At 64.8% G+C, this 25950-nt stretch carries 29 protein-coding genes; 16 read left to right on the forward strand and 13 right to left on the reverse strand.

All coding sequences use genetic code 11. The annotated features are described in order from the left end of the window. Both JQ580_RS17950 and JQ580_RS17955 read left to right on the forward strand, forming a co-directional pair. Positions 1-927, forward strand: coding sequence for a 2-hydroxyacid dehydrogenase (locus JQ580_RS17950; protein WP_212281381.1), 927 nt, complete (start codon positions 1-3; stop codon positions 925-927). A 177-nt stretch (positions 928-1104) separates the two neighbouring features. Then, positions 1105-2979, forward strand: coding sequence for an ABC transporter ATP-binding protein (locus tag JQ580_RS17955; RefSeq protein ID WP_311982461.1), 1875 nt, complete (start codon positions 1105-1107; stop codon positions 2977-2979). 6 nt (positions 2980-2985) lie between these two features. Here the strand turns inward: JQ580_RS17955 and JQ580_RS17960 are convergent, their stop codons facing one another. After that, the gene (locus JQ580_RS17960; protein WP_212281382.1) at positions 2986-4209 is read right to left on the reverse strand and encodes a polyhydroxyalkanoate depolymerase; all 1224 of its coding nucleotides are present in this window, start codon (positions 4207-4209) and stop codon (positions 2986-2988) included. 163 nt (positions 4210-4372) lie between these two features. On the opposite strand from JQ580_RS17960, the gene JQ580_RS17965 reads away from it, so the two are divergent. Then, a complete protein-coding gene (locus JQ580_RS17965; protein ID WP_212281383.1) occupies positions 4373-5029 on the forward strand; it encodes a glutathione S-transferase family protein in 657 nt (218 codons plus the stop codon). Between the two features lie 280 nt (positions 5030-5309). On the opposite strand, the gene JQ580_RS17970 is transcribed toward JQ580_RS17965, so the two are convergent. Beyond that, the gene (locus tag JQ580_RS17970) at positions 5310-5534 is read right to left on the reverse strand and encodes a hypothetical protein (RefSeq protein WP_212281384.1); all 225 of its coding nucleotides are present in this window, start codon (positions 5532-5534) and stop codon (positions 5310-5312) included. A gap of 183 nt (positions 5535-5717) precedes the next feature. On the opposite strand from JQ580_RS17970, the gene JQ580_RS17975 reads away from it, so the two are divergent. After that, on the forward strand, positions 5718-6071 hold the full coding sequence (locus tag JQ580_RS17975; protein WP_212281385.1) for a hypothetical protein: 354 nt from the start codon (positions 5718-5720) through the stop codon (positions 6069-6071). A 7-nt stretch (positions 6072-6078) separates the two neighbouring features. Here JQ580_RS17975 and JQ580_RS17980 read toward each other — a convergent pair whose 3' ends face one another. After that, entirely contained in the window at positions 6079-7182 is a 1104-nt protein-coding gene (locus JQ580_RS17980) for a mandelate racemase/muconate lactonizing enzyme family protein (RefSeq protein WP_212281386.1), read from the reverse strand. A gap of 248 nt (positions 7183-7430) precedes the next feature. Between JQ580_RS17980 and JQ580_RS17985 the strand changes: the two genes are divergently transcribed. From JQ580_RS17985 to JQ580_RS17995, 3 genes are all read left to right on the forward strand, one after another. Next, entirely contained in the window at positions 7431-8357 is a 927-nt protein-coding gene (locus JQ580_RS17985) for an SMP-30/gluconolactonase/LRE family protein (RefSeq protein ID WP_212281387.1), read from the forward strand. A gap of 176 nt (positions 8358-8533) precedes the next feature. Continuing rightward, positions 8534-9127, forward strand: coding sequence for a GNAT family N-acetyltransferase (locus JQ580_RS17990; protein ID WP_212281388.1), 594 nt, complete (start codon positions 8534-8536; stop codon positions 9125-9127). Between the two features lie 17 nt (positions 9128-9144). Next, the gene (locus JQ580_RS17995; RefSeq protein WP_212281389.1) at positions 9145-10791 is read left to right on the forward strand and encodes a GMC family oxidoreductase; all 1647 of its coding nucleotides are present in this window, start codon (positions 9145-9147) and stop codon (positions 10789-10791) included. A 151-nt stretch (positions 10792-10942) separates the two neighbouring features. Here JQ580_RS17995 and JQ580_RS18000 read toward each other — a convergent pair whose 3' ends face one another. Further along, positions 10943-11785, reverse strand: coding sequence for an AAA family ATPase (locus JQ580_RS18000; RefSeq protein WP_015684162.1), 843 nt, complete (start codon positions 11783-11785; stop codon positions 10943-10945). 95 nt (positions 11786-11880) lie between these two features. After that, complete coding sequence (locus JQ580_RS18005) at positions 11881-12126, reverse strand: GlsB/YeaQ/YmgE family stress response membrane protein (RefSeq protein WP_212281390.1); 246 nt, start codon at positions 12124-12126, stop codon at positions 11881-11883. Positions 12127-12249: 123 nt separating this feature from the next. Between JQ580_RS18005 and JQ580_RS18010 the strand changes: the two genes are divergently transcribed. The 3 genes from JQ580_RS18010 to sseA all read left to right on the forward strand — a co-directional run bounded on the left by JQ580_RS18010 (position 12250) and on the right by sseA (position 14990). Continuing rightward, positions 12250-13425 (forward strand): vWA domain-containing protein, encoded by a 1176-nt coding sequence (locus JQ580_RS18010; protein ID WP_212281391.1) that lies wholly within the window; start codon positions 12250-12252, stop codon positions 13423-13425. Between the two features lie 130 nt (positions 13426-13555). Beyond that, a complete protein-coding gene (locus tag JQ580_RS18015; RefSeq protein WP_212281392.1) occupies positions 13556-13966 on the forward strand; it encodes a rhodanese-like domain-containing protein in 411 nt (136 codons plus the stop codon). Positions 13967-14129: 163 nt separating this feature from the next. After that, positions 14130-14990 carry a 3-mercaptopyruvate sulfurtransferase gene (gene sseA, locus JQ580_RS18020; RefSeq protein WP_212281393.1) on the forward strand — a complete coding sequence of 287 codons (861 nt, stop codon included), beginning with the start codon at positions 14130-14132 and terminating at the stop codon, positions 14988-14990. Positions 14991-15076: 86 nt separating this feature from the next. Here sseA and JQ580_RS18025 read toward each other — a convergent pair whose 3' ends face one another. Continuing rightward, positions 15077-15835, reverse strand: a complete 759-nt coding sequence (locus JQ580_RS18025; RefSeq protein ID WP_212281394.1) for a hypothetical protein — start codon at positions 15833-15835, stop codon at positions 15077-15079. A 369-nt stretch (positions 15836-16204) separates the two neighbouring features. Between JQ580_RS18025 and JQ580_RS18030 the strand changes: the two genes are divergently transcribed. Continuing rightward, positions 16205-17407: a L,D-transpeptidase family protein gene (locus JQ580_RS18030; RefSeq protein WP_212281713.1), complete on the forward strand. Its 1203-nt coding sequence runs from the start codon at positions 16205-16207 to the stop codon at positions 17405-17407. Positions 17408-17465: 58 nt separating this feature from the next. Here the strand turns inward: JQ580_RS18030 and JQ580_RS18035 are convergent, their stop codons facing one another. Both JQ580_RS18035 and JQ580_RS18040 read right to left on the reverse strand, forming a co-directional pair. Beyond that, positions 17466-18428, reverse strand: coding sequence for a D-2-hydroxyacid dehydrogenase family protein (locus JQ580_RS18035; RefSeq protein ID WP_212281395.1), 963 nt, complete (start codon positions 18426-18428; stop codon positions 17466-17468). A gap of 129 nt (positions 18429-18557) precedes the next feature. Continuing rightward, positions 18558-18773 carry a hypothetical protein gene (locus tag JQ580_RS18040; RefSeq protein ID WP_212281396.1) on the reverse strand — a complete coding sequence of 72 codons (216 nt, stop codon included), beginning with the start codon at positions 18771-18773 and terminating at the stop codon, positions 18558-18560. Positions 18774-19005: 232 nt separating this feature from the next. On the opposite strand from JQ580_RS18040, the gene ettA reads away from it, so the two are divergent. Both ettA and JQ580_RS18050 read left to right on the forward strand, forming a co-directional pair. After that, positions 19006-20655, forward strand: coding sequence for an energy-dependent translational throttle protein EttA (gene ettA / locus JQ580_RS18045; protein ID WP_212281397.1), 1650 nt, complete (start codon positions 19006-19008; stop codon positions 20653-20655). 7 nt (positions 20656-20662) lie between these two features. After that, positions 20663-21889 (forward strand): lytic murein transglycosylase, encoded by a 1227-nt coding sequence (locus tag JQ580_RS18050; RefSeq protein ID WP_212281398.1) that lies wholly within the window; start codon positions 20663-20665, stop codon positions 21887-21889. A 90-nt stretch (positions 21890-21979) separates the two neighbouring features. Here the strand turns inward: JQ580_RS18050 and JQ580_RS18055 are convergent, their stop codons facing one another. Beyond that, positions 21980-22264, reverse strand: a complete 285-nt coding sequence (locus tag JQ580_RS18055) for a hypothetical protein (RefSeq protein WP_028179902.1) — start codon at positions 22262-22264, stop codon at positions 21980-21982. A 237-nt stretch (positions 22265-22501) separates the two neighbouring features. Further along, positions 22502-22825 (reverse strand): hypothetical protein, encoded by a 324-nt coding sequence (locus tag JQ580_RS18060; protein ID WP_212281399.1) that lies wholly within the window; start codon positions 22823-22825, stop codon positions 22502-22504. A gap of 134 nt (positions 22826-22959) precedes the next feature. Here JQ580_RS18060 and JQ580_RS18065 point away from each other — a divergent pair, with 134 nt between their 5' ends. The 3 genes from JQ580_RS18065 (at position 22960) to bfr (ending at position 24310) form a co-directional block, all read left to right on the forward strand. Further along, on the forward strand, positions 22960-23256 hold the full coding sequence (locus JQ580_RS18065; RefSeq protein ID WP_212281400.1) for a hypothetical protein: 297 nt from the start codon (positions 22960-22962) through the stop codon (positions 23254-23256). Between the two features lie 161 nt (positions 23257-23417). Beyond that, positions 23418-23690, forward strand: coding sequence for a (2Fe-2S)-binding protein (locus tag JQ580_RS18070; protein ID WP_094893810.1), 273 nt, complete (start codon positions 23418-23420; stop codon positions 23688-23690). Positions 23691-23821: 131 nt separating this feature from the next. After that, positions 23822-24310, forward strand: a complete 489-nt coding sequence (bfr, locus tag JQ580_RS18075) for a bacterioferritin (protein WP_027529403.1) — start codon at positions 23822-23824, stop codon at positions 24308-24310. A 155-nt stretch (positions 24311-24465) separates the two neighbouring features. On the opposite strand, the gene JQ580_RS18080 is transcribed toward bfr, so the two are convergent. Genes JQ580_RS18080 through JQ580_RS18090 form a run of 3 tightly spaced genes read right to left on the reverse strand, consistent with a single transcriptional unit; the run spans position 24466 to position 25927 of the window. Beyond that, positions 24466-25068 carry an MSMEG_1061 family FMN-dependent PPOX-type flavoprotein gene (locus tag JQ580_RS18080; RefSeq protein WP_212281401.1) on the reverse strand — a complete coding sequence of 201 codons (603 nt, stop codon included), beginning with the start codon at positions 25066-25068 and terminating at the stop codon, positions 24466-24468. A 50-nt stretch (positions 25069-25118) separates the two neighbouring features. Beyond that, on the reverse strand, positions 25119-25532 hold the full coding sequence (locus JQ580_RS18085) for a DoxX family protein (RefSeq protein ID WP_212281402.1): 414 nt from the start codon (positions 25530-25532) through the stop codon (positions 25119-25121). Between the two features lie 41 nt (positions 25533-25573). Continuing rightward, a complete protein-coding gene (locus tag JQ580_RS18090) occupies positions 25574-25927 on the reverse strand; it encodes a hypothetical protein (RefSeq protein WP_212281403.1) in 354 nt (117 codons plus the stop codon). Positions 25928-25950: the final 23 nt, after the last annotated feature.

Here is a 25950-nt window from a genome sequence, read left to right on the forward strand (position 1 = left end):
ATGACGGTTCTCTACAAGGCCAACATGGTTCGCGGTGCGGAGTGGGCGACCTTCTTTGCCGAGCGCGCGCCCCATCTGCCGTTCCGGCTCTGGCCGGATATCGGCGATCCCGCTGATATCCGCTATCTCGTAGCATGGGTGCCGCCGGACGACATCGCGACGACGTTCCCCAATCTGGAGCTGGTCTTCTCGGTCGGCGCCGGCGTCGATCAGTTCGACGCCACGAAAGTTCCGGCGCACATTCCGCTGGTCCGCATGCTGGAGCCCGGCATCGCCGAGACCATGGTGGAGTACGTCACCATGGCCGTGCTGGCCCTGCATCGCGACCTCCTGCACTTCATCGATCAGCAGAAGCAGCAGCTCTGGCGCGAGATCCGGATCAAGCCGGCGAAACGGCGACGTGTCGGAATCATGGGGCTCGGCCAGCTCGGCCAGGCGGTGCTCGAACGCCTCAAGGCGTTCGGCTTCCCGCTTCTGGGGTGGAACCGCTCGCCACGCGACATCGAGGGCGTGACCTGTTATGCGGGCCCCGACACCTTGCCGGATTTCCTGGCGCAGAGCGACATTCTCGTCTGCCTCCTGCCGCTGACCGACGAGACGCGCGGCATCCTCAACGCCGATTTGTTCGCACGACTGCCGCACGGTGCATCGCTCGTCAATGTCGGCCGCGGCCCGCATCTCGTCGAGGCCGATTTCCTCGCGGCGCTCGATAGCGGTGCGTTGTCGGGCGCGGTGCTCGACGTCGCCGATCCCGAACCGCTGACCGAGGGACATCCGTTCTGGAGCCACCCGCGCATCCTGCTGACCCCGCACAACGCCAGCATGACGACGCCGGACACGGCGGTCGATTACGTGCTCGACGTCATCGACCGTCACCGCCGCGGCGAGGAGCTGCCGGGGCGCGTCGATCGTAGCCGTGGTTACTGAGGTCGAGATGATGGTCGTAACATCGGTGCAGCCCCGGGCTCCTCTTGCCTCTCCCGCCTGCGGGGAAGGTTGGCGCGAAGCGCCGGGTGGCGGCTCTCTCCTCTTGGCGACCCTCGCTCGTGGAGGCAAGCGGAATAGGGGGCGCACCGTCTCTGCGGCAAGTGTCGGGGACTTTTCGTGAGCAACGGCGCAACCAAGCCCGACCAGACCCAAAACCACGCCCAAGACCGCGCGCCGGTGCTGTCGGTCTCGGCCCTCACCACGTCCTTCATGCTGGAACGGCAATGGATTCCCGTCGTGCGCAACGTCTCCTTCGACGTCGCGCCCCGTGAAACCGTTGCGATCGTCGGCGAGTCCGGTTCCGGCAAAAGCGTCACTGCGCTGTCGATCATGCGGCTCATTCCGAAGGAGATCGGTCGCGTCGAGGGCCGCGTCATGCTCGCCGGCCGCGACCTGCTGGCGCTGCCGGACGCCAGCATGACGGACATTCGCGGCAACGACGTCGCGATGATCTTCCAGGAGCCGATGACGAGCCTCAATCCGGTGCTCACCATCGGCTTCCAGATCGCGGAAGCGCTGATCCAGCATCGCGGCCTGCCGCGCGCCGCGGCGGAGGCCGAGACCGTGCGCCTGCTCGATCGTGTCCGCATTCCCGCGGCCAAGTCGCGCTTCCACGAGCATCCGCATCGTTTCTCCGGCGGCATGCGCCAGCGCGTGATGATCGCGATGGCGCTGGCCTGTAAGCCCAAACTCCTGATCGCGGACGAGCCGACCACTGCGCTCGACGTCACCATCCAGGCCCAGATCCTGGAACTGCTGAAGGAGCTTCAGCAGGAGGAGGGGATGTCGATCCTCTTCATCACCCACGACATGGGCGTGGTCGCCGAGATCGCCGACCGGACGGTCGTGATGTATGGCGGGCAGGCGGTGGAGACGGACGCGACCTCGCGGATCTTCGCCGCGCCCTCGCATCCCTACACGCGTGCGCTGCTCGCCGCCGTGCCGCGCTTGGGCTCGATGGACGGACGGGCGCGGCCGATGCGCTTTCGCATCGTCGACAAGGTGACGGGGACTTCGGACGAGCCGACGGAAACGCCCGATACGGTCTCGCCGGCCGAGCGGCCGCTGCTCGAAGTCGCAAACCTCACCACCCGCTTTCCGATCCACTCGGGCCTGTTCGGCAAGGTCTCGGGCCGCGTCCATGCGGTCGAGAACGTTTCCTTCACCTTGCGCGCCGGCGAGACGCTGGCGCTGGTCGGCGAGTCCGGTTGCGGCAAGTCGACCACCGGCCGCTCCATCCTCAAGCTGACGGAGCCCGACAGCGGGACTGTTCTGATCGACGGCCAGGACGTGCTGGCGATGTCCGGCCGCACCTTGCGCGACGTCCGCAAGCAGATGCAGATCGTGTTTCAGGATCCGTTCGCAAGCCTCAACCCGCGCATGTCGGTCGGCACGGCGATCGCGGCACCCTTGCTCGCGAACGGTCTCGCCTCGGCGTCGCAGGCACGGGACAAGGTCGCTGACCTCCTCGTTCGCGTCGGCCTCGCCGCTGATATGGCCGCGCGCTTCCCGCATGAATTCTCCGGCGGCCAGCGCCAGCGCATCTGCATCGCCCGCGCGCTCGCACTCGGGCCGAAGCTGATCGTCGCCGACGAGGCGGTCTCCGCGCTCGACGTCTCGGTCAAGGCGCAAGTCGTCAACCTGATGCTCGACCTCCAGGCCAGCATGGGTCTCGCTTATCTCTTCATTTCCCACGACATTGCTGTGGTCGAGCGCATGAGCCACCGCGTGGCCGTGATGTATCTCGGCGAGATCGTCGAGATCGGACCGCGCGTGGCCGTGTTCGGCAATCCGCAGCACCCTTATACTAAGAAGCTGATGGCCGCCGTGCCGGTGCCGGATCCCGCGCGTCGCGCCTCGAAGCGCGAGGTCGCATACGACGAAATCAGAAGTCCGGTGCGTGCGCCCGACTACCAGCCGCCGGTGCGGCAATATCGTGAAGTCTCGCCCGGCCACGTCGTCCAGGTCTGGGGCGAGGAATGGTCGGGCTGAGCCGCCTCACGAATTGACGTGCACGAAATCCCGTAGCAGCGGATAGATCTCGTTATTCCAGCGCTTGCCGGAGAACACGCCGTAATGGCCTACGCCGGCTTGCATGTGGTGGACGCGGCGATAGGCGCGCACGCCGGTGCAGAGGTCTTGCGCGGCCAGCGTCTGGCCGATCGAGCAGATGTCGTCCTTCTCGCCTTCGACCGTCATCAGCCCCATGCGGCCGACGGCCCGGGTGTTCACGGGACGCCCGCGGTGCATCAGCTTGCCTTGCGGCAGGAGATGCTCCTGGAAGACGTCGCGCACGGTCTCGATGTAGAACTCGGCCGGAAGGTCCATCACGGCGAAATATTCGTCGTAGAAGGTCTTGATGGTCGCGGCCTTGTCCTTCTCGCCCTTGGCGATGTGGTTGGCGAGATCCATGTGCTGCTTGATGTGGCGTTCGAGATTCATCGAGACGAAGGCGGTGAGCTGCACGAAGCCGGGATAGACTTTCCGCAAGGCGCCGGCGCACTGCATCGGCACGTAGTTGATCAGGTTCTGCTCGAACCATTCGATCGGCTTGCTCTTGGCGAAGTCGTTGACCTTGGTCGGCTGGATCCGCGTGTCGATCGGCCCCGCCATCAGCGTCAGCGTCGCCGGCCGCGAGGGATGGTTGTCCTCGCACATGATCGCGGCGGCCGCGAGCGCCGAGACGGAGGGCTGGCAGATCGCAACCATGTGCGGGCGCGGGCCGAGCTGACCGAGGAAATCGATCAGATGCTCGGTGTAGTCGTCTAGTCCGAAACGGCCTTCGCTGCGCGGAATGTCGCGCGGATTGTGCCAGTCGGTGATGTAGACGTCGTGGTCCTGCAGCAGCGTCCTCAAGGTGCCGCGCAACAGCGTGGCGAAATGGCCTGACATCGGCGCCACCAGCAGCATGCGCGGCTGCTCGGACACGCCCTCTTTCTTGAAATGCAGCAGCGAGCCGAACGGTGTCGCGTAGGCGACCTCCTCGGTGACGGCAACTTCGCGATTGCTCACCATCACGCTGTCGATGCCGTAGGGCGGGCGATGATAAGTGAGGGTTGAGCGCGAGATCAGCTCCAGCGCCGCCGAGAGCCGGTTGACGACCTGGCCCGGCACGCCCTCGGGCACCAAACTGAGGAATTTGAGCGCGGAGGACGCCCCGGCCCGCCACGGCGCGGTCAGGTCCATATGGTTCTGAAAGGCCTGATAATACATCGACATCATACTGAAATGCCCACTTTTCCTCTGCTGTCATGCAATATCGACGCCAGACACGAGCCAGATCGCGCTCGAAAATTGGCACGTCGCTTGCTGCTCATTTCGCGAAAAACGGCTCGCGGGCACACCCGCGGGCCCGGCGGGGTGCAGGTCACAGGGAAGGGCCGACATGGCGAAGGCGACACTGACCATCAGCAGCAAGAACTACTCGTCCTGGTCGCTGCGTGGCTGGCTGCTGACGAAATTCTCCGGGCTCGATTTCGATGAAATCGTCACCGCGCCGGACGATGCGTCGGCGCGCGCCGAAATCCTCTTGCTGTCGTCGTCGATCCTGGTGCCGTGCCTGCGCCACGACGGTGCAACGGTCTGGGATACGCTGGCGATCGCCGAATATCTCAACGAGGTGATGCCGTCAGCCGGCCTGCTGCCAGACGACCGCGTGCAGCGCGCCCATTGCCGCTCGATCTGCGGCGAAATCCACTCCGGCTTCACCACCTTGCGCGCCTCGCTGCCCGTCAATCTGAAAGGCCATTTTCCAGGCTTCAAGATCTGGTCGCGCGCGCAGGCCGACATTGACCGGGTCTGGTCGATCTGGCGCGACTGCCTGGAGATGTCGGGCGGCCCATTCCTGTTCGGCGAGCGGCGCACCATGGCGGATGCGATGTACGCGCCGGTGGTGACGCGTTTTGTCACCTATGACGTCAAGCTTGAGCCGCGGCTGAAGGCCTATGCCGACACCATCATGGCGATGCCCGAGATGAAGGAGTGGATCGCCGCGGCGCGGGAAGAGCCGGCCGAGATCGAGGAGCTCGAGGTCGAATATTAGGCAGGCATTCCATGGCCCTGCCTGTTTCGGGGGCGGCGACTGGCCACGGCGGTCGCAGCGCCCATGCCCTTGTCGGGATTAATCTTTGGCGCCCGCGTTCGGGTCCGGGCCATCCGCATGCTGCACAGATATTGTACGCGCCGACGGTGCTGCATCGACATCTAGCCGTGAACAGCTGCGTACGCGGCCGTTCGGCTGATTCGGACGTGATTCGTTCGGGCCGCGTTCTGAACGTTAAGGAGGAGCGCGGCCCCGTTGCATTTTGAAACAGATGCAGGCGTCAGGCGGCTCCGCGCTGCCTCACGCGCGGCAGCCGCCAACCGATGACGGTCGCTTCGACCGCGATGCCGGCCTCGTGGTTCTGCCACCGTCCCTCGACGTAACGGCAGGCGAACGGCAGCTGGTACGTTCCGCTGTGGTCCTCGCACAGCACTTCGAGCGCAAGGTCCGGCGGTGGTTCTCCGGCGCCGTCGAATTCCGCCAGACGTCTGTCACGCGTTGCCATTCCAAAAATCTCCCCTAACCAAAGCCGCGGAAAGAGCGCCCACCTTCTTCCGCGCGCGGATCATCGTTCCCATCAAGGGAACGATGCAAGCTCAACGCGAGAATGCGGTACGAGTGTGGTAGCCTTGGGTGGCTGTGCGCAAAAAGCGCACATTGCCGTGATCAATTGAACGAGGAACCCTTCATGCTGCTTCGAAAAGCCGGCATTTGTTTCGCGACATTGCTGCTCGCAACGCTGGCGAACGCGCCGACGCACGCGCAGGACGTGCCCGGCATCGAGATCTGCACGGTCGAGAAGACCATGGAGCGGCGTACCAGTTGTCTGCAAAGCAATGTCGACTTCCTTCAGAAGACGATCACCAAGCTCACGCTCGACCATCAGCAGAAGCTGGACGCCGCCAACCGCCAGATCGACGCGTTGAAGACGAACCTTGCCGGTTTGCAAAAGACGCTCGGCGATCTCCAGGCCGCGCAAGTGAAGACGGCCGAGGATCTGAAGAAGAAGCAGGACGCGCCGGCTGCGAAGGATGCGAAATAAGCGCCGGTCAGGTCACGCGATATCGCTCCATCACCTCTCGATCGGGCTCATAGCCGAGCCCTGCGCCCGAGGGCACCGCGACATGGCCGGTGGCATCGCTGTTCGCGCGGCCGCCCCAGAGGCAGGCTTCGCGCTTCAGATAGAACAGCTCGACGAGACCATCGTCGCGTGTCGCCAGGAGATGCAGCGTCGCGAGCAGGCCCGGGCCGAAATACGGAGAGTGCGGGACGATCTTGACGCCGAGCCGGTCGGCCAGCGCCGCGATCTTCAGAAACTCAGTGATGCCGCCGACCTTGATCACCGACGGCTGGGCGTGGCTCACCGCGCCGGCCGCCATCATCTGGCGGAATTGATATTCCGTGCAGGCATTCTCCCCGGCGGCAATGCCGAGCCCGCCTTTGCTGCGCACCTCGGCGAGCGCGGCGAAATCTTCCGGCGGCCACACCGGCTCCTCCAGAAACATCGGCCGCGCGTCGCGGCAGTCCATCGCGAATGCGATCGCCTGCTCGGCCGACAGGGGGCAGTTCATGTCGACCATCAGCGGAATGGCCGGCCCGATTGCCTGGCGCGCGGCGAACACCGCAGGCGCTGTGGTCTCGTGCAGCTTGATTGCGCCATAGCCGAGCGCGAGCGCTTTCTTGCATTCGCTGGCGATATTCTCGGGTGAACCGATCCGCAGCAGACTCGCATAGGCGGGAATGGCCCTGCGCCTGGTCTCGCCAAGCAGGCGATGCATAGGCACGCCTTCGATCTTGGCAGCGAGGTCCCAGAGCGCGATGTCGAGCCCTGAGATCGCGAACATGGTGATGCCGTAGCGGCCGAACAGGTGCAGGTTGCGCTGGATCTGCTCCATCACGGCGGCGATGCTGGTCGCATCGGGCACCTTCAGCCCGCGGGCCTGCGGCGCGATCATCTCCTCGACGGCGCTGTGCGTGGTGCGCGGGCAGACATAGGCGAACGCATCGCCCCACCCCGTCAGCCCGGCATCGGTGGTGACCTCGACCAGCACCATGTCGAGCGCGGAGATCGCTGACGCGCCCTGGCGGAAGCTCGCGACGCCGGCATCATAGGGGATGCGGATATGATGCGCCCGCACATCGGTGATTTCCATGGCGTGGTTCCTCCGGGCTTTCTGGTGAGCGGTTCTGCGCAGTGTAGCCACGAATGCCGGGTCGTTGCCAGTCGCGGTTCAGGTGCGGTTTTGTCGCGGCGCAGAAGGAATGCGCGCAACGCTGGCATACCATCCCGCTTGCTTGGCAAGCCGAGGCGACTTTGCCATAACCGCAGGCAAATCTTGCGTGTGGGGCCCGTGCCGGACATCCCGTGCAAGCCATAACAAGCAGCCGGGAGGGTCCCACAATGTCCAACGTTCGCGTTCTCGCCACCGACCTCGAATTTCCCGAAGGGCCGGTCGTAATGCCCGACGGTTCGGTGGTGCTGGTGGAGATCCGCGGCCAGCGCCTGACGCGCGTTCATCCCGACGGCCGCAAGGAAATCGTCGCGAAGATTCCTGGCGGCCCGAACGGCGCAGCCCTCGGCCCCGACGGCAAGATCTACATCTGCAACAATGGCGGCTTCTCCTGGATCCCGACCCGCAACATGATCATGCCGGGCCCGCAGCCCGACGATTATCTCGGCGGCTCGATCCAGCGCGTCGATCTGCAATCGGGCCAAGTCGAGACCGTCGTCACCAAATGCGGCGAGCACGAGCTGCGCGGGCCGAATGATCTGGTATTCGACAAGCAGGGCGGTCTCTGGTTCTCCGATCTCGGCAAGCGCCGCCATCGCGAGATGGACGTCGGCGGCATGTATTATCTCAAGCCCGGCCTGACCGAGATCGTGGAGGTGGTGCACGGCATCCTGCCCGCGAACGGCATCGGGCTGTCGCCGGACGAAAACACCGTCTACATCGCGGAGACGCCGACGGGCCGGCTGTGGGCCTACGAGCTCTCCGCGCCCGGCACGCTGAAGCCGCGCGACGTGATCTATCGCGGCGAGCGGGGAAAGCCGATCTGCGGCCTCGGCGGATACCAGATGTTCGACTCGCTCGCGGTGGAAGCGAACGGCAATGTCTGCGTCGCCACCCTCGTCTCCGGCTGCATCTCGGTGATCGCGCCCGATGGCACCCTGGTCGAGCAGGTCCCGACCGGCGACCGCGTCACCACCAACATCGCCTTCGGCGGCCCCGAGTTGAAGACCGCCTATATCACGCTATCGGGCAAGGGCGAGCTGGTCGCGATGGACTGGCCGCGCGGCGGATTGCCGTTGAACTTTCTGAACAAGTGAGAATGTGTTGAGCCCGCATTCTGAACGTGCTGTACAAATTCCGCCGTCACTCCGGGATGCGTGCGCAAGCACGCAAACCCGGAATCCATAACCCCGGCTCGTGGTTATGGATTTCGGGCTCGCCGCTTCGCGTCGCCCCGGAATGACGATCCGTCGTTTTCTTGGAGATCCTTCAAATGCCGTGGCCTGATCCCATCACCCTGCGTGGACAGCACGCCCGTCTAGAGCCGCTGTCGAAAGCGCATCACGAGGGGCTGGTGGAGGCCGTGAAGGACGGTGAGCTCTACAAGATCTGGTACACCCTGATCCCGACGCCGGAAAACGTGGCCAAGGAGATCGACCGCCGCCTCGGCCTGCAGGCCGCGGGCTCGATGCTGCCGTTCACCGTGTTCGACGCCGGCGGCAAGATTGCAGGCATGACCACCTATATGAACATCGATGCCGCCAACCGGCGCGTCGAGATCGGTTCGACCTGGTACGGCAAGAGCGCGCAGCGCGGCCCGCTCAACACCCAGTGCAAACTGCTGCTGCTCACCCATGCCTTCGAAACGCTGGACTGCATCGCTGTGGAATTCCGCACCCACTTTTTCAATCACCAGAGCCGCAACGCCATCGAGCGCCTGGGCGCCAAGCAGGACGGCATCCTGCGCAGCCACCAGGTCGCGCCGAACGGTACGCTGCGTGACACCGTGGTCTACAGCATCACCGCAGCCGAATGGCCGACCGTGCGGACCCATCTGAATTATCAACTCAACGAAAAGCCGCGCTGAGCGGCGGCCGAGGCACCATGGACAGATTTGATTATGTGATCATCGGCGCAGGCTCTGCCGGTTGCGTGCTCACCAGCAGGCTGAGTGAAGATCCGAACACCAGCGTCTGCGTTCTGGAAGCGGGGCCTTCCGACTGGCATCCCTACATCCATCTGCCGGCCGGCTTCATCAAGACCTTCCACATGAAGAGCATCAACTGGGCCTACCAGCAGGAGCCGGGGCCCTGGACGGGCGGGCGCAGCATCTACGCGCCGCGCGGCAAGACGCTCGGCGGATCGTCCTCGATCAACGGTCACATCTACAATCGCGGCCAGCGGATGGATTTCGACACCTGGGCGCAGATGGGCAATCGCGGCTGGGGCTATGCCGACGTGCTGCCCTACTTCAAGCGGCTGGAGAAGCGGGTCGGCGAGGGCGACAACACATTCCGCGGCCGTGACGGCAATCTCACGGTCACCACCATGGACTGGCGCGATCCGCTCTGCGAAGCGTTCATGGAAGGCGCGGTCTCGCTCGGCATTCCCCGCAACCCCGATTACAACGGCGCCATCCAAGAGGGCGTCTCCTACTGCCAGCGCACCATCGACAAGGGCCTGCGCGTGTCCGGCTCGACCGCTTTCCTCAAGCCCGCGATGAAGCGGCCGAACGTGCATGTGCACACCCATGCGCACGCGACCGAGATCATCTTCGAAGGCAAGCGCGCCGTCGGCGTGCGCTACACCAAGGGCGGTCGCGGCGGCACGCCGGTGGAGGTGCGCGCCAACAAGGAAGTGATCCTCTCCGGCGGCACCTATAATTCGCCGCAGCTCCTGCAGCTCTCCGGCATCGGCTCGCCCGATCTGTTGCAGCAACACGGCATCGCCGTGCGCCACGCGCTGCCGGTCGGCGAGGGCCTGCAGGACCATTACGCCCCGCGCACGGTGGCGCGGGTCAAGGACATCAAGACCATCAACGAGCTTCGCCGCGGCGTCTCGCTGTGGATCGAGGCGCTGAAATGGGCCACCGCGCGCCGCGGCCTGCTCTCGCTGTCGCCGACCATGGTCTATTGCTTCTGGCATTCCGGCGAGAGCGCCGACTCATCCGACCTCCAGCTCACCTTCACGCCGGCGTCCTACAAGGAAGGCGTGCAGGGCCAACTCGAGGACGAGCCCGGCATGACGGTGGCGTCCTGGCAGCAGCGCCCCGAGAGCCGCGGCTATGTCCGCATCCGCTCCAACGATCCCTTTGCGCCGCCGATCATCCAGACCAACTATCTCGACGCCGAGCTCGACCGCCGCGTCATCGTCGGCGGCATGAAGCTCGCGCGCCGCCTCTTGAAGTCCGCGCCGCTGTCGCCCTATTACGCCTACGAGGATTTTCCGGGTCCGAACATCAACACCGACGACGAATTCCTCGCCGCCGCCACCGAACGCGGCACCACCACCTTCCACCCCGGCTGCACCTGCCGCATGGGCCCGGCGGATTCGAGCTGGGCGGTCGTCGACGACCAGCTCCGCGTCCACGGCCTCGAAGGCCTGCGCGTCATCGATGCCTCGGTGATGCCGCGCATGATCTCGGCCAACCTGAACGCCTCCACCATGATGATCGCCGACCGCGCCTCGGATTTGATCCGCGGCAAGCAGCCGATGGAAGCCGCGCGCATTCCGGACGCTGCAGTGGCATAGGAGGTCTCGTGCCCCGGACGCGGCGCAGCGCTTCTTCAGCGGTGCGCTGCAGAGCCGGGGCCCATGTCTCCGAGCAATCAGTTTCGCCTTCTTGGTCCCGGCTCTGCGCAGCAGCGTTGCACGCTGCAGCGCGTCCGGGACACGAGAGGCCTTACACTTCCCGTCGGCTCAAAAACGCCAGCCGCTCAAACAGATGCACGTCCTGCTCGTTCTTGAGCAGCGCGCCGTGCAGCGGCGGGATCAGCTTGCGCGGGTCGCGTTCGCGCAGCTGCTCGACGCTCATGTCTTCGTTGAGCAGCAGCTTCAGCCAATCGAGAAGTTCGGACGTGGACGGCTTCTTCTTCAGCCCGGGCACTTCGCGGACCTCGAAGAAGATGCGCAACGCCTCTTCCACCAGGCGCTTCTTGATGCCGGGGAAGTGGACGTCGACGATGCGGCCCATCGTGTCGGCGTCGGGGAACTTGATGTAGTGGAAGAAGCAGCGGCGCAGAAATGCGTCCGGCAACTCCTTCTCGTTGTTCGAGGTGATCATCATGATCGGGCGCTGCTTCGCTTTGATCGTCTCGCCGGTCTCGTAGACATGGAATTCCATGCGGTCGAGCTCGAGCAGCAGATCATTCGGGAATTCGATGTCGGCCTTGTCGATCTCGTCGATCAGGAGCACCGGGCGCTGCTCGGCGGCGAAGGCTTCCCACAGCTTGCCGCGCTTGATGTAGTTCCTGATGTCGGACACGCGCGCATCGCCGAGCTGGCTGTCGCGCAGGCGCGAGACCGCGTCGTATTCGTAGAGGCCCTGCTGCGCCTTGGTTGTGGACTTGATGTGCCAGGTCAGGAGCGGCGCATTCAACGCCTTCGCCACTTCCTCGGCCAGCACCGTCTTGCCGGTGCCGGGCTCGCCTTTGATGAGCAGCGGGCGCTCCAGCACGATTGAGGCATTGACGGCGACCTTGAGATCGTCGGTCGCAACATAGTCCTTGGTGCCGGTAAATTTCATTGCGTGTCCTTGGGTAATCGTCGGCGCGAGGTGCGGCCCCGGTCGCGACAAGGGAACGGCCGCTCGCGGCGGCCGTTCCTGGTTCGGTCAGGCTTTCAGACCCGTTTTATCAGCGAAAGGATGACGAGCACAATCACCGCGCCGATGGTGGCATCCACGATGGCGCCGACGGTGCCCGTTGCCAGCTGGATGTGCAGCTGGGGCAGCACCCAGCTTGCGACCAGCGCGCCGATGATGCCGACGACGATGTTGCCGACCAGTCCAAATCCCGCCCCGTGGACAATCTTGCCCGCAAGCCAGCCTGCGATCGCGCCGATGATGAGCGCTGCGACAATTCCCATTGCAAACGTCCCCAAAACAACCCCGTGAGGGCCGCAATTCTAGAGCAAAAAGCGTCCCGGTCCAGCGCTCCGCGGCGGTCTCCGCCCCTTGACGTTCGTCCCCCGACGGGCAATCTGTCACCCATGTTCCTGCAATTCTTCACCTCTCTGCGCGATGCGCAGGTCCCCGTGACGCTGCGCGAATACCTCACGCTGGTCGAGGCGCTCGACGCCGACCTCGCGGACTATTCGGTCGAGAACTTCTACTATCTGTCGCGCACCGCGCTGGTGAAGGACGAGCGCAACCTCGACAAGTTCGACCGCGTCTTCGGCACGGTGTTCAAGGGGCTGGAAAACCTGCTCGACGCCATGGAGAAGGCGGAGATCCCCGAGGAGTGGCTGAAGAAGCTCGCCGAAAAGTACCTGACGGACGAAGAGAAGAAGCAGATCGAGGCCATGGGCTGGGACAAGCTCATGGAAACGCTGAAGAAGCGGCTTGAGGAGCAGAAGGGCCGGCACCAGGGCGGCTCGAAGTGGATCGGCACCGCCGGCACCTCGCCGTTCGGCGCGCACGGCTACAACCCTGAAGGCGTCCGCATCGGCCAGGAGAAGAATCGCAACAACCGCGCCGTGAAGGTCTGGGACAAGCGCGAGTTCAAGGACCTCGACGGCAATGTCGAGCTCGGCATCCGCAACATCAAGGTGGCGTTGCGCCGGCTGCGCAAGTTCGCGCGCACCGGCGCGCCCGACGAGCTCGATCTCGACACCACCATCCGCGAGACCGCCAATCACGGCTATCTCGACGTCCACATGCGTCCCGAGCGGCGCAATGCGGTGAAGCTGCTGGTGTTCTTCGACATCGGCGGCTCGATGGACATGCATATCGAGCAGGTCGAAGAGCTGTTCTCGGCGGCGAAGAGCGAATTCAAGCACATGGAGTATTTCTACTTCCATAACTGCCTCTATGAAGGCGTGTGGAAGCAGAACAAGCGCCGCTTCACCGACCGCACCCCGACCTGGGACGTGCTGCACAAATACCCGCACGACTACAAGATCGTGTTCGTCGGCGACGCCTCGATGTCGCCTTACGAGATCATGGTGCCCGGCGGCTCGGTCGAGCACGTCAACGAGGAGCCGGGCTCGGTCTGGCTCGATCGTATCATCCGCACCTATCCGCATGCGGTGTGGCTGAATCCGGTCGCGCAGAAGCACTGGGACTATTCGGAATCGACAACCATCATCAAGCGCATCTTCGCCAACCGGATGTATCCGATCACGATCGAGGGGCTTGAAGGTGCGATGAAGGAATTGACGCACTAGCGCCTGCCGTCATTCCGGGGTCGACGAAGTCGCGAACCCGGAATCCATCGGGCGGCAGCGCATGGAGCGAAATGGATTCCGGGCTCGCGCTACGCGCGTCCCGGAATGACGAAAGAGAAGGGAAGGCCCAATGCCCCAAAACATCACACGCGGCATCAAGGCGCTGATCGACGAGGCCAATGCCGAGATCGAGACGCTCGACGCCAAGGACGCCATCGAGATCTCCAAGAACGGCGACGTCGTCATCGTCGACATCCGCGACCCCCGCGAGATCGAGCGCGACGGCCGCATCCCCGGTGCGTTCGCCTGCACCCGCGGCATGCTTGAATTCTGGATCGATCCGCAGAGCCCCTATGCCAAGCCGGTGTTCCAGGAGGACAAGAAGTTCGTGTTCCACTGCGCCGGCGGTCTGCGCTCGGCGCTCGCGGCCAAGACCGCGCAGGACATGGGCCTCAAGCCCGTCGCCCACATCGCCGGCGGCTACGCCGCCTGGCGCGATGCCGGCGGGCCGACCGAGCAGTGGGTGCCGAAGAAGAAGTAAGACCTGCGCTTGCCTCCTCCGCCGTCATTCCGGGGCGCGACGAAGTCGCGAGCCATGGTGCGCAATTGCGCACCTGGGAATCCATCGGGCAGCGGAGTTGGTGGATGAATGGATTCCGGGCTCGCGCTGCGCGCGCCCGGAATGACGACAAGGAGTTGCCTGAATGACCAATACAGCCACCGATCCCCTCGTCTCCACCGAATGGCTCGCCGCCCATATCAACGACGCCAACGTCAAGATCCTCGACGCCAGCTTCAAGCTCCCGGGCGTACTGCCGCTGCCGAAGGACGATTATCTCGCCGCGCATCTGCCGGGCGCCGCGTTCTTCGACGTCGATGCGGTGTCGGACCACTCCAATCCGCTGCCGCATATGTATCCGAGCGCCGAGCAGTTCGGCCGTGACATCGGCCATCTGGGTATCTCCAACGCCGACACCGTCGTGCTCTACGATGCCGGCGGCTGGGTCGCTGCACCCCGCGCGTGGTGGATGTTCCTGGCCTTCGGCCACAACGACGTGCGGATCCTCAACGGCGGCTTGAAGAAGTGGCGCGCCGAAGGGCGGGCGGTCGAGGCCGGCGAGGTGAAGCCGAAACCCGCGAGCTTCAAGGCGAGCTACGATCCGAAGCGTGTGCGCAGCATGCAGCAGCTCATCGCCAACGTTGAGAGCCGTGCCGAGCAGGTGATCGACGCCCGCGCCGCCGACCGCTTCGAAGGCCGCGCGCCCGAGCCGCGGGCGGGCATCCGCTCCGGCCACATCCCCGGCGCCCGCAACGTGCCCTACAATCAGTTGTTCGACGCCGCGACCGGCGAGATGAAGCCGCTTGAGGATCTGCGCGCTGCTTTCACCAGCGCCGGCGTCAAGCTCGATGCGCCGATCGTGACGAGCTGCGGCTCGGGCGTGTCGGCCGGCGTGCTGACGCTCGCATTGTATCGCCTGGGGATCACCGACACCGCGCTCTATGACGGCTCCTGGTCGGAATGGGGCCAGGAGGGCGGCCCGGCGATCGCGACCGGGGCGGCATAGCCTCGCCTCTGCTACATCGTCATGGCCGGGCTTGACCCGGCCATCCACGTCTTGAGGCGCGGTGCGAAGACCTGCGCACGGAGAGATCACCGCGTCCGCGTGGGTGTCGTCGCAAAGGTCTGCGGCTGGCCGAACGGATCGAGCTGCTGCTGCACCTGCTGAGGCGGCGGGCGTCGAACCACGCGATGCCGCTTCTTGGCCTTCGCCTTGCGCTTGGTCGCCTTGTCAGCCTTGCTTTGAGCCTTGTTCTCAGTTTTGGCCTTCGCCGGCGCATCCTTCACGGCCGTTGTCGCCGGTTCGTTCAAAGCGGCCAGCTTGGCCGAGGCGACGTCGAGTGCGGAGGCGGCCAGCGACGCACTGTCCGCCGGCGCCGGCTCGCCGGCGGTCTCGTCCGGCTTGGGTGCGGGGATCGATGCCGTGGTGTCGGCCGGGGTGAGCGTATCGGCGGGTGCCGGCGCGGCGGCCTCGGGCGCCGTCTCGGCCTTGATTGTCTCAGCCTTGGCTGGTTCGTCGGCCGGAGGTGTGGCGGCCGGAGACTCAGCCTCGGTCGTCAGCGCGGCGATCTGCTCGGGCTCGCTTCCGGGCAGTCCAATGGTCGGCACCTGGTCGCGCAGCGACGGCTCGGGCTCGACCGCTTCCGGCTCCGCTCGCAAGACCGCAAGCACCGGCGGGGCCGGCTCGGGAGCTTGCGCGAACATCTGCTCCTGCGGGCTGTTCCGCCAGGAGGGGTTGCTGACATACTGCTCGTGGCTTGCCCGCAGCAGCGCGGCGGCGCCCAGGCCGAACACCAGTATGGAGGTTGACAGCAGGATCGCGGCAAACAGGAAGCGAAAGCCGGGAAGCATCGAAGGATTGCGAATTTCCGCCCCGGCGGCGACGTAGCCAGGGCCCAAGAGCCATCTGAACGCGGTGACGGTACTGCTTGCCGCGTTCGCCACGCGGGGATCGGGAGCTCAAATGGGTGGCGAATCAGGCTGATTCGAACATACCGCAACGATTCCGAGCCGTTCCCTTAAATTCGGAGGCGAAGACTGCGGCAATTGACGCCATGAGCTGATTTCCGCCCCGTGATGCAACGGGGCAACGGTAGTCTTGCGGATCACAAATCGGCAAGTCCGGCGCAAATAAGCCTGATATGTCTTGAATGTGCCGCTATCTTCGGCCATCTGGCCGTGATCGGTCCTGACGGGCCCGGGGACACTACAAGAGCGATGATGATCAAACATTTTCTGACGATATGCGCTGCCGCAACAGTCGCTGCGGCGGGAAGCTCGCTCGCGCAGGCTCAGAGTTATCCGATCCAGCAGGCGCCCAGCTACGGCGCCCCGGCCGAATATCGGCCTGGCGACCGCGCGCCGAATTTTGACGCGCTGGATGACGACGACGATGCGATGCCGCACACGTCGCTTCCGCCGCCTGGCCCGGCCGACGATCCGCGCTATGGCCGTCCGGTCGGCGCGCCCCCGGTCTACTCGGCAGCGCCGCCCCAAGGGCCGGTGATGTCGCCGGATGATCCGCGTTATGGCCGTCCGGCTGGTGCTCCGCCGGTCTATTCGGCAGCGCCGCCGCAAGGGCCGGTGATGTCGCCCGATGATCCCCGCTACGGCCGCCCCGCCGGTCCGCCGGCAGTCATCTATGCCGATCGGCCGGGTCAGCAGCCGCTCGCCAATGACGGCCTGCGCCCGCCGGAAGCCATCGGTGGTCCCGCCGCGACCGGAACGGTCCAGGCCGGGCAGCCGCCGGTTGGTGCCGATGGCCGGCCGATAACGATGGCCGCGCTTCCCCCCGAGGAGCAGCCCGATGCAGCGCCGGTGCAGTTGCCGCCGAACCTGCGCCGCCAGGAGGTCTCGTTCCAGACCAAGGAGCCGGCCGGCACCCTCGTGGTCGATACGCCGAACACCTATCTCTATTATGTGCTCGGAGGCGGCCGCGCGATCCGCTACGGCGTCCGCGTCGGCCGCGACGGCTTCACCTGGACCGGCGTCCAGAAGATCACCCGCAAGGCCGAGTGGCCGGATTGGCATCCGCCGACCGAGATGATCGAGCGCCAGCCCTATCTGCCGCGCTTCATGGCCGGCGGCCCCGGCAATCCGCTCGGCGCCCGCGCGATGTATCTCGGCTCGACCGTCTACCGCATCCACGGCACCAACCAGCCCTCGACCATCGGCAAGTTCGTCTCGTCCGGCTGCATCGGCATGCTGAACGAGGACGTGTCGGACCTGTTCGACCGCGTCAAGGTCGGCACCCGCGTGGTGGTGATGCCGGGTGGTCCCCCGCCGGGAACGGCGACCGCCTCCGCTGCGCCGGCGCCCGGTCCTGCCGCAGGTCCGGCTCCGATGTCAGCCCAGGCCGGTCCAGTCCCGGGCACGCAGCCGACCGTGGTGCCGCCGCTGCCCGCGCCGGTCACCGTGCGCTAAGCGTCGACCGACAATTCAGAATTGCGAAGGGCGTGCCACAGGCGCGCCCTTCCTCGTTTCAGGCCAGCTTGCGCGGTAGCTCGCCGCCGCCGGTGAAGGCGTCGATCGCCTCGACCATCTGGCCGTAATGGATGCGCAGGCCGTCCTCGGTGGCGTAGCCGAGATGCGGCGTCAGCACGATGTTGTCGAGCTTGCGGAAGGGATGGTCGACCGGCAGCGGCTCGACTGCGAACACGTCGATGCCGGCGCCCGCGATCCTGCGCTGCTGCAGCGCTTCCAGCAGCGCCTGCTCGTCCACGATCGGCCCGCGCGCGGTGTTGACGAGAAAGGCCGTCGGCTTCATCCGCGCCAGATCGGCAGCGCCGACCAGCCCGCGGGAGCGCTCGCTCAGCACCACATGAATGGTGACGATGTCGGCCTTGGCGAACAGCTCCTCCTTGGTGGCGTAGCCGACCCCGGCCGCCTGGCATTTCTCCGGCGTCAGGTTTGGACTCCAGGCGATCACGTTCATGCCGAACGCCTTGGCGATCCCGGCCATCCTGCCGCCGAGCTTGCCGAGCCCGACGATGCCGAGCGTCATGCCCTCGATCTCGACGCCGGCAAATGTCTGCCAGGGCTCGCCGGCATGCATGCGCGCGTTCTCGCGGCCGATGCCGCGGGTCAGCTCCAGAATCAGGCCCATGGTCAGCGGCGCCGTTGGATCGCGCGAATATTGCGTGCCTGCGACGGCGACGCCGCGCGCCTTCGCCGCGTCCATGTCGATCGCGGCATTGCGCATGCCTGACGTCAGCAACAGCTTCAGCTTGGGTAACTTGTCGAACAGGCTCTTCTGGAATGCCGTCCGCTCGCGCATCGCGCAGATGATGTCGAAATCGGCGAGCGCGCTGGCCGCGGCCTGCTCGGAGGCGAAGGGATGGCTGAACACGGTGACGTCGAGGCGGTCGGACAATTTCTGCCAGTCGGCAACGTCGAGCGCGAGGTTGAAATAGTCGTCGAGAATTGCACAGCGCAGCCGGCTCATCAGTGGTCATCCATGGCGAGAGGGGACGGCGCTGGGCGCGCGCCATCGTCGGAATGGGCCATGGTTGCGCACAATCAGGACGGCGCGCAAGCCGCTCGCGCCTTCAAAACTCCGATAGCAGGAGATGCCTCAGAGGTCGCGGGGCTTCAGGCGGAACGGCGCATCCAAGCCGTGCTTGGCGCGCCAGGCGGGGCCGGGGCCGCGCATGTAGTGCAGTTCGGGCCGGTAGGGATTGAAGGCGGTGGCGAAGAAGCGCTTGAAGAAACCCTTGATCTCCGAGCCGAGCGCGGAGGAGCCGCCGGCTTCGGCCGGAACAGGAAGTGAATGGGTGTCGATCAGAGCCATGACGCTGTCTCGCTGTGCTCCCGCTTGTTCTGAGCGGGCGGCGCTGTTGCCGCGCGAGACCGAGCATTCGGCCTGATTGATTAAAAGATGGTTTCAATTGTCCGGATCTGGCCCGGATGGTGTCCGTTCCGTATTCATCCGTGGTGAACGGACGGAAAACATTGCCCTTTGGGGGCGGGATCGCTACATCGGCGGCAGCAAATCTCCTCAAATTGAAGGTGTCACGGGACCCATGGCGCGCCAGTTCATCTATTTCATGCAGGGCCTGACCAAGAGCTACCCGACCCGGAAGGTGCTCGATAACATCAATCTGAGCTTCTACCCGGACGCCAAGATCGGCGTGCTCGGCGTGAACGGCTCCGGCAAGTCGACGCTGCTCAAGATCATGGCCGGCCTCGACAAGGAGTACAACGGCGAGGCCTGGGTCGCCGAGGGAGCCCGCGTCGGCTATCTCGAGCAGGAGCCGCAGCTCGACCCAAAGCTCTCGGTGCGCGAGAACGTCATGCTGGGCGTCGCAAAGAAGAAGGCGATCCTCGACCGCTACAACGAACTGGCGATGAACTATTCCGAGGAAACCGCCGACGAGATGACCAAGCTGCAGGACGAGATCGAGGCCCAGGGCCTCTGGGATCTCGACAGCAAGGTCGACCAAGCCATGGACGCGCTGCGCTGTCCGCCGGACGATGCCGACGTGTCGAAGCTCTCGGGCGGTGAGCGCCGCCGCGTCGCGTTGTGCAAGCTGTTGCTCGACCAGCCCGAGCTGTTGCTGCTCGACGAGCCGACCAACCATCTCGACGCGGAATCCGTGTCATGGCTGGAAGGTCATCTGCGCAACTATCCCGGTGCGATCCTGATCGTCACCCACGATCGCTACTTCCTCGACAACGTCACGAGCTGGATCCTCGAGCTCGATCGCGGCAAAGGCATTCCCTACGAGGGCAATTACTCGTCCTGGCTGGTGCAGAAGCAGAAGCGGCTTGAGCAGGAGGGGCGCGAGGACGCCGCGCACCAGAAGACGATTGCGCGCGAGCAGGAATGGGTCGCGTCCTCGCCGAAGGCACGTCAGGCCAAGTCGAAAGCGCGCTACCAGCGCTACGAGGAACTGCTCAAGCAGGCGAACGAGAAGCAGACTCAGACCGCACAGATCATCATCCCGGTGGCGGAGCGGCTCGGCGCCAACGTGGTCGATTTCGACGGCATCAGCAAAGGCTTTGGCGATCGCCTGCTGATCGACGATCTCACCTTCAAGCTGCCGCCTGGCGGCATCGTCGGCGTGATCGGCCCGAACGGCGCCGGCAAGACCACGCTGTTCAGGATGATCACCAAGCAGGAACAGCCGGACAAGGGTACCATCACGATCGGCGAGACCGTGCATCTCGGTTATGTCGACCAGTCGCGCGACGCGCTCGACGGCAAGAAAACCGTGTGGGAGGAAATCTCCGGCGGCAACGAGCTGATCCTGCTCGGCAAGAAAGAAGTCAACTCGCGCGGCTATTGCTCGTCGTTCAACTTCAAGGGCGCCGACCAGCAGAAGAAGGTCGGCGCGCTTTCCGGCGGTGAGCGCAACCGTGTGCATCTCGCCAAGATGCTCAAGTCCGGCGCCAACGTCCTGCTGCTCGACGAACCGACCAACGACCTCGACGTCGACACGCTGCGCGCGCTTGAAGAGGCGCTGGAGGATTTTGCCGGCTGCGCCGTCATCATCAGCCATGATCGCTGGTTCCTCGACCGTATCGCGACCCACATCCTGGCCTTCGAAGGCGACAGCCATGTCGAGTGGTTCGAGGGCAACTTCCAGGACTACGAGAAGGACAAGATGCGCCGGCTCGGCCAGGACAGCATCATTCCGCACCGCGTGAAGTACAAGAAGCTGACGCGGTGACGGCGGCATGATGCGGCGGGCGCTCATCGCTGCGGTGATCATGGTCACCTGCGGCTGGTCGTCCGCCCGCGCGGCCGATGCTGCCTTCGCGCAGTTCATTGCTTCGCTCTGGCCGGAGGCGCAAGCTGAAGGCGTCTCGCGCAAGACGTTCGACGAACAGACCCGCGGGCTGGAGCCCGATTACAAGCTCCCGGATCTGATCCTGCCGGGCCGGCCCGCGCTCGGTGCGCCGTCGCAGGCCGAATTCGTTCAAGTGCCGGCCGACTACGTGAGGGAAGCCTCGATCGCGCGGCTTGCCGGCGAGGGACAGCGGCTGCTGCAGAAATATCGCGCCGTGCTGAGCGAGATCGAGAACAAGTCCGGCGTGCCCGCGACCGTGATGCTGGCGATCTGGGGCCGCGAGACCGATTACGGGCGCTACACGCTGCCTTATGATCTGGTCCGCGTGCTGGCAACGCAGGCCTATGTCGGGCGCCGCAAGGATCAATACCGCACCGAGTTCATCCTTGCGCTGAAGATCCTCAGTGAGGGCGTGGTCACGCGCAAGGATATGCGCTCGTCCTGGGCGGGCGCCACAGGGCTCACGCAGTTCCTGCCATCCGAATATTACAAGCACGGCGTCGACTTCGATCGTGATGGCCGCACCGACATCTGGCATTCGGTGCCGGATGCGCTGGCGTCGGCCGCGCAACAGCTCGTCAACAAGGGCTGGCAGAGCGGCGTGCGCTGGGCCTACGAGGTGCAGGCGCCTGCGAAAGTTGATTGCACCACCGGGGTGCCCGAGGTGACGAAGCCGATCGGGCAATGGCTGCGCGAAGGTTTCGTGCCGGTGCGCGGCCAGAAGCTAAGCGCTGCCGAACAGGCGCAGCCGGCCTCGCTGCTGCAGCCGGAAGGCATCTACGGCCCGTCCTTCCTGACCACGAAGAACTACTTCGTCATCAAGGAATACAATTTCTCCGACCTCTATGTGCTGTTCGTCGGTCACCTCGCCGACCGTATGACGAGCCCGCTGCCGTTCGCAACGCCCTGGGCGGCCTCCAAGCAATTGCGCACGAAGGACGTGGAGACGATGCAGCGCGGGCTCACGCGCGCCGGGCTCTACAAGGACAAGATCGACGGCAAGGCCGGCATGCAGACGCGCGCCGCGCTCGGCGCCTATCAGAAGTCTGCTGGCCTCAAGGTCGACTGTTGGCCGAGCGAAGAGGTGCTGCGCGCAATCCAGGCGGCGCGATAGCGCGGGTCCAACGAAAAAGCCCGGCCGAAATCTCGGCCGGGCTTCGATCGCTGCGCGGATGCGCCAAGTTGATCAGGTCGGGCGTTCAGATCAGTAGCAGACGCGAACCGGGCGAACGACCCAGCCGTAACCGTCCCAATAACGCTGACGCTGCCAGTAGCAGGGCGGCGGCGGCGGGCCGGGCTCGGCGACGTAGACCGGGCCGCCATAGGCGGGCCGGCTCGACGCGATGGCGCCGCCGACGATCGCGCCGCCGATCAGGCCGGCCGCGATACCGGCGCCGATGTTGTCACCGGCTTTCGCCGGCGGGGTTGCTGTCACCAGCGAACCGGCGACCGTCGCAACCGTGAGGGCGGCAACCAAAGTCTTCTTCATGCTCTTGGCTCTCCTGGGAGATGGGTTCCTCTTGTTAGAGGCGCCCGGGTTTCAAAGGTTCACACACGCTGGTGGAATTGGCCGTGCAGCTAGGAAGCGCGCAATTGGTCAACCCACGGTAAACGCACACGGAGCTGTGACGAGAAAAAGCGGTCTTTTTCGGGCCCCGAGATGAACGGCGCATCCGTAGTGATCCGGTCCAGCTGCACCGTCGCAGTGAACCGGTTCGGAGGCGCGTTAGCCGCAGACCCGGACGCGGCGGACGCGCCAGGCATAGCCGTCCCAGAAGCGCTGCTTCTGCCAGACGCAGCCGCCGCCGTAATAGCCGTCGGCGACATAGCCGGGGGCCGGCGCATAGTAGCGGGGCGGGTAATAGCCTGGCTCGTAATAGCCGGGGCCGGGTCCGTAATAATACGGAGAGGCCAGCGCTCCGCCGACAATAGCGCCGCCGATGATGCCGGCCGCCACGCCGGCTGCGACACCACGCTGCGCATGGGCCGGTGTTCCGGCCGAAAGGGCCATGGTGGCGACGGCGGCGACCGCCAGGAGCGACTTCTTCATTGGGTAGACCTTTCGTACGAACACGCGGGAACGCTTTGGGGCAGAGTTCCATACTTCGTTTGAATGATCAATGAACGGCGCCTTCGTGGCGGGCGACCAATTCACATGGACCACAGGCTCGGGCCGGGGAGACGATGATGGGTAGCGCGATGATCAATGCATTGATTGCCGCCGGGGTCGTGTCCGCGATCGGCTACGGCTGGATGACCCATTTTCAGAACCGCGGCCAGCGGCGCTCCCGCGCGGGGGCTGGCGGCGACGGCAGCAGCGGCGGCGCCACCTCTTCGGGCAGCAATGACGGCTTCTCACTGGGGAGCTGGTTTTCCAGTGACAGTTCGGGCAACTCGACCGACAACGGCAGCTGCTCCAGCAGCGATAGTGGCGGCGATTGCGGAGGCGGCGGCGACGGTGGGGGAGGCGGCGGCGATTAGATCCTCTCCAATCTTGATCCAGCGCAACGCTGAAATTTAGAGCCGTTCTAGGCTCTGTCCGGGCCAGTTTGGAATAGCTTCAAATACCGCTTTTTCCTTTTGCATCCGGGCGGCCCGTTAAATATCGATGATGACGCATCACCGAAGGGCCCGCCGCTTCCATGATCGTTTGTTCCTGTAACGTGCTGAGCGATGACGACATCCGCGCCGCCGTCGCCGAGTCCGACGACGCCGTGCGCCATGCCAAGCAGGTCTATGGATGCCTGGGATGCAGCGCAGAATGCGGTCGCTGTGCCCGGACGATCAAGACCATCATCGACGAAGCCCTGGGCCCCTGCGCTCAATCCTGCTGCTCGGGCTGCCCGCATAACCACACCGTAGCTGCCAATGATGAGGCGGCCGAGCCCGCCCAGTTCGCCCTCGCGGCCTGCTGAATCCTTCTCCAGCCATGCTGAGCTTTTCCCCGGCTGCGTCTGTGTAGCCAGTTGCCCTCATTCGTAAACTGACTTAGAAGCGTTCTAAATTCGGTTGGGGCCGATTTGGACTGCAAGAGCTGGAGTGAACCATGCAGGGCGACGCAAAAGTCATCGACTATCTCAACAAGTCACTGCGTCACGAGCTGACTGCGATCAACCAGTACTGGCTGCACTACCGCTTCCTCGACAATTGGGGCCTCCTCGACATGGCCAAGGTCTGGCGCAAGGAGTCCATCGAGGAGATGGAGCACGCTGACAAGCTCACCGCGCGCATCCTGTTCCTGGACGGCTTTCCGAACATGCAGGTCCTTGATCCCTTGCGCATCGGCCAGAACGTCAAGGAAATCATCGAGTGCGATCTCGCTGCCGAGATGAGCGCGCGTGCGCTGTACCAGGAAGCGGCCACCTACTGTCACGGCGTCAAGGACTACGTCACGCGTGACCTTTTCGAGAAGCTGATGAGCGACGAAGAGCACCACATCGACTTCCTCGAGACCCAGCTCGACCTGATCGGCCGCATCGGTCTCGAGCTCTACACCCAGAAGCACGTCGGCGGGCTCGAGGGCGAGGGGCACTAAGCTCCGGTCGGCTCCCTCCATTCGTCATGGCCGGGCTTGACCCGGCCATTTACGTGTTGCCGCACAACGAAGACGTGGATGCCGGGACCTTCGCCTCGCCGAAGCGGCTTCGGCCGCGCAGGAGGCACGAGCCCCGGGCAGGGACCACGCACCACTTACAACTGCGTCTTGTAGATCTCTTCCACGGCCTCCTGGCTCGCCGGCTCGCCAAGGCCGGTCTGCTCGTGAACGACCGTGATGATGCTGGGCATCACCGAGCGCTGCACTTTCTCGGGCGACCATAGCTTCGAGCGCATCAGCGCCTTGCCGCAGTGGAAATAGACTTCACTCACTGCGACGTTCAGCACCGCGCGCGGCGGCTTGCCGAATTCCACCATTGCGGCGAGCAGATCCGGATCGGCCGACAGCGTGCCGCGCCCGCCGACGCGTAGCGTCTCGTCGATCCCTGGCACGAAGAACAACAGATGCACGAAGCCCGAACCTTCGACCACGTTGCGAAAACTGTCGATCCGGTTGTTGCCGGAGCGGTCAGGCATCAGCAACTGGTTGGGACCGGCGACGTGGACGAAGCCAGTGCCGCCGCCGCGTGGCGAGGCATCGACGCTGCCGTCTGCGCCCGATGTCGCGAGCACGCAGAACGGCGACATCTCGATGAACTTCTTCGCATGCGCATCGATCGCGGGACGCGCTTTCGCGATCACGCGCGCGCTTGGTTCGGCATAGATCGTGGCGAGATCTTCGGCACGAAGCTGGGTCACGGAGGTCTCCTTCATTGACGTGCCGAGACTATCATTCTCCGGCCGCCCGGCTATCCCCTTTGTCGCTGCCACGGCCATGTGATCACGTCGGCGCAGTAGAGCGCCCACCAGATCAGCACGGGCTGAAGCACCAGGCGCGGCCCATGGTAAAGCCAGCTGTTGGGGATGGGAGGAAGGTCGATCCCCTCCAGCGCATGCTTGATGTTTGCCGGCCAAACGCAAAGCGCATAGAGCGCGAAAGCCACGCCTGCCCACCAGCGAAGCGGTGTCGTCAGCAATGCGATCGATCCGGCAATTTCACCAACGCCGGTGATGAGGATGATTTCTACCGGGAATGGAACCCAGGACGGCGTGATCGCAAGAAATCTGTCGGGGACGGCCAGATGCGCAAACCCGGCAGCGATGTAGAGTGCGGCAAGAGCGAAGCGCATCACCGCGCGCCTGCGGTCGGGTTCAGAGGCCATCTCCCGAACTAGCACGCGCGGAACGAAGGCGCCATCGTGCGCTAGACTGCGTCCGCCGGCACGAAGCAACTGATGATGATGGCGCCCCGGTGGTGGACGTACCACACCACGGCCTGACCGACCGGATTGCCGCGATCGCGGATGATGGCGCGTTCGGGCACTTGCATCCATTGTCCTTCGATCGGCACCCAATAGGCGCCGCCGCGGACATCATAGTCGGTGCGATGACCGTCGGACACGTCGCAGCAGGGCACGCCGTTCGGCGCGATGACGCTCTTGAACCATGCGCGGATGTCGGGCGGGACGTGGTCGTATTGACCGTTGTCGAAAGCGAGCGCGGCGCTGGTCAGCGCCGTCATCGCGACCAGCCAGACGCACAGTGCGAGCCTGTGCATGCGATCCCTCCTCGTCGCGTCCT

Source organism: Bradyrhizobium sp. SZCCT0148, from assembly GCF_018129985.1.
GTDB lineage: Bacteria > Pseudomonadota > Alphaproteobacteria > Rhizobiales > Xanthobacteraceae > Bradyrhizobium > Bradyrhizobium japonicum_H.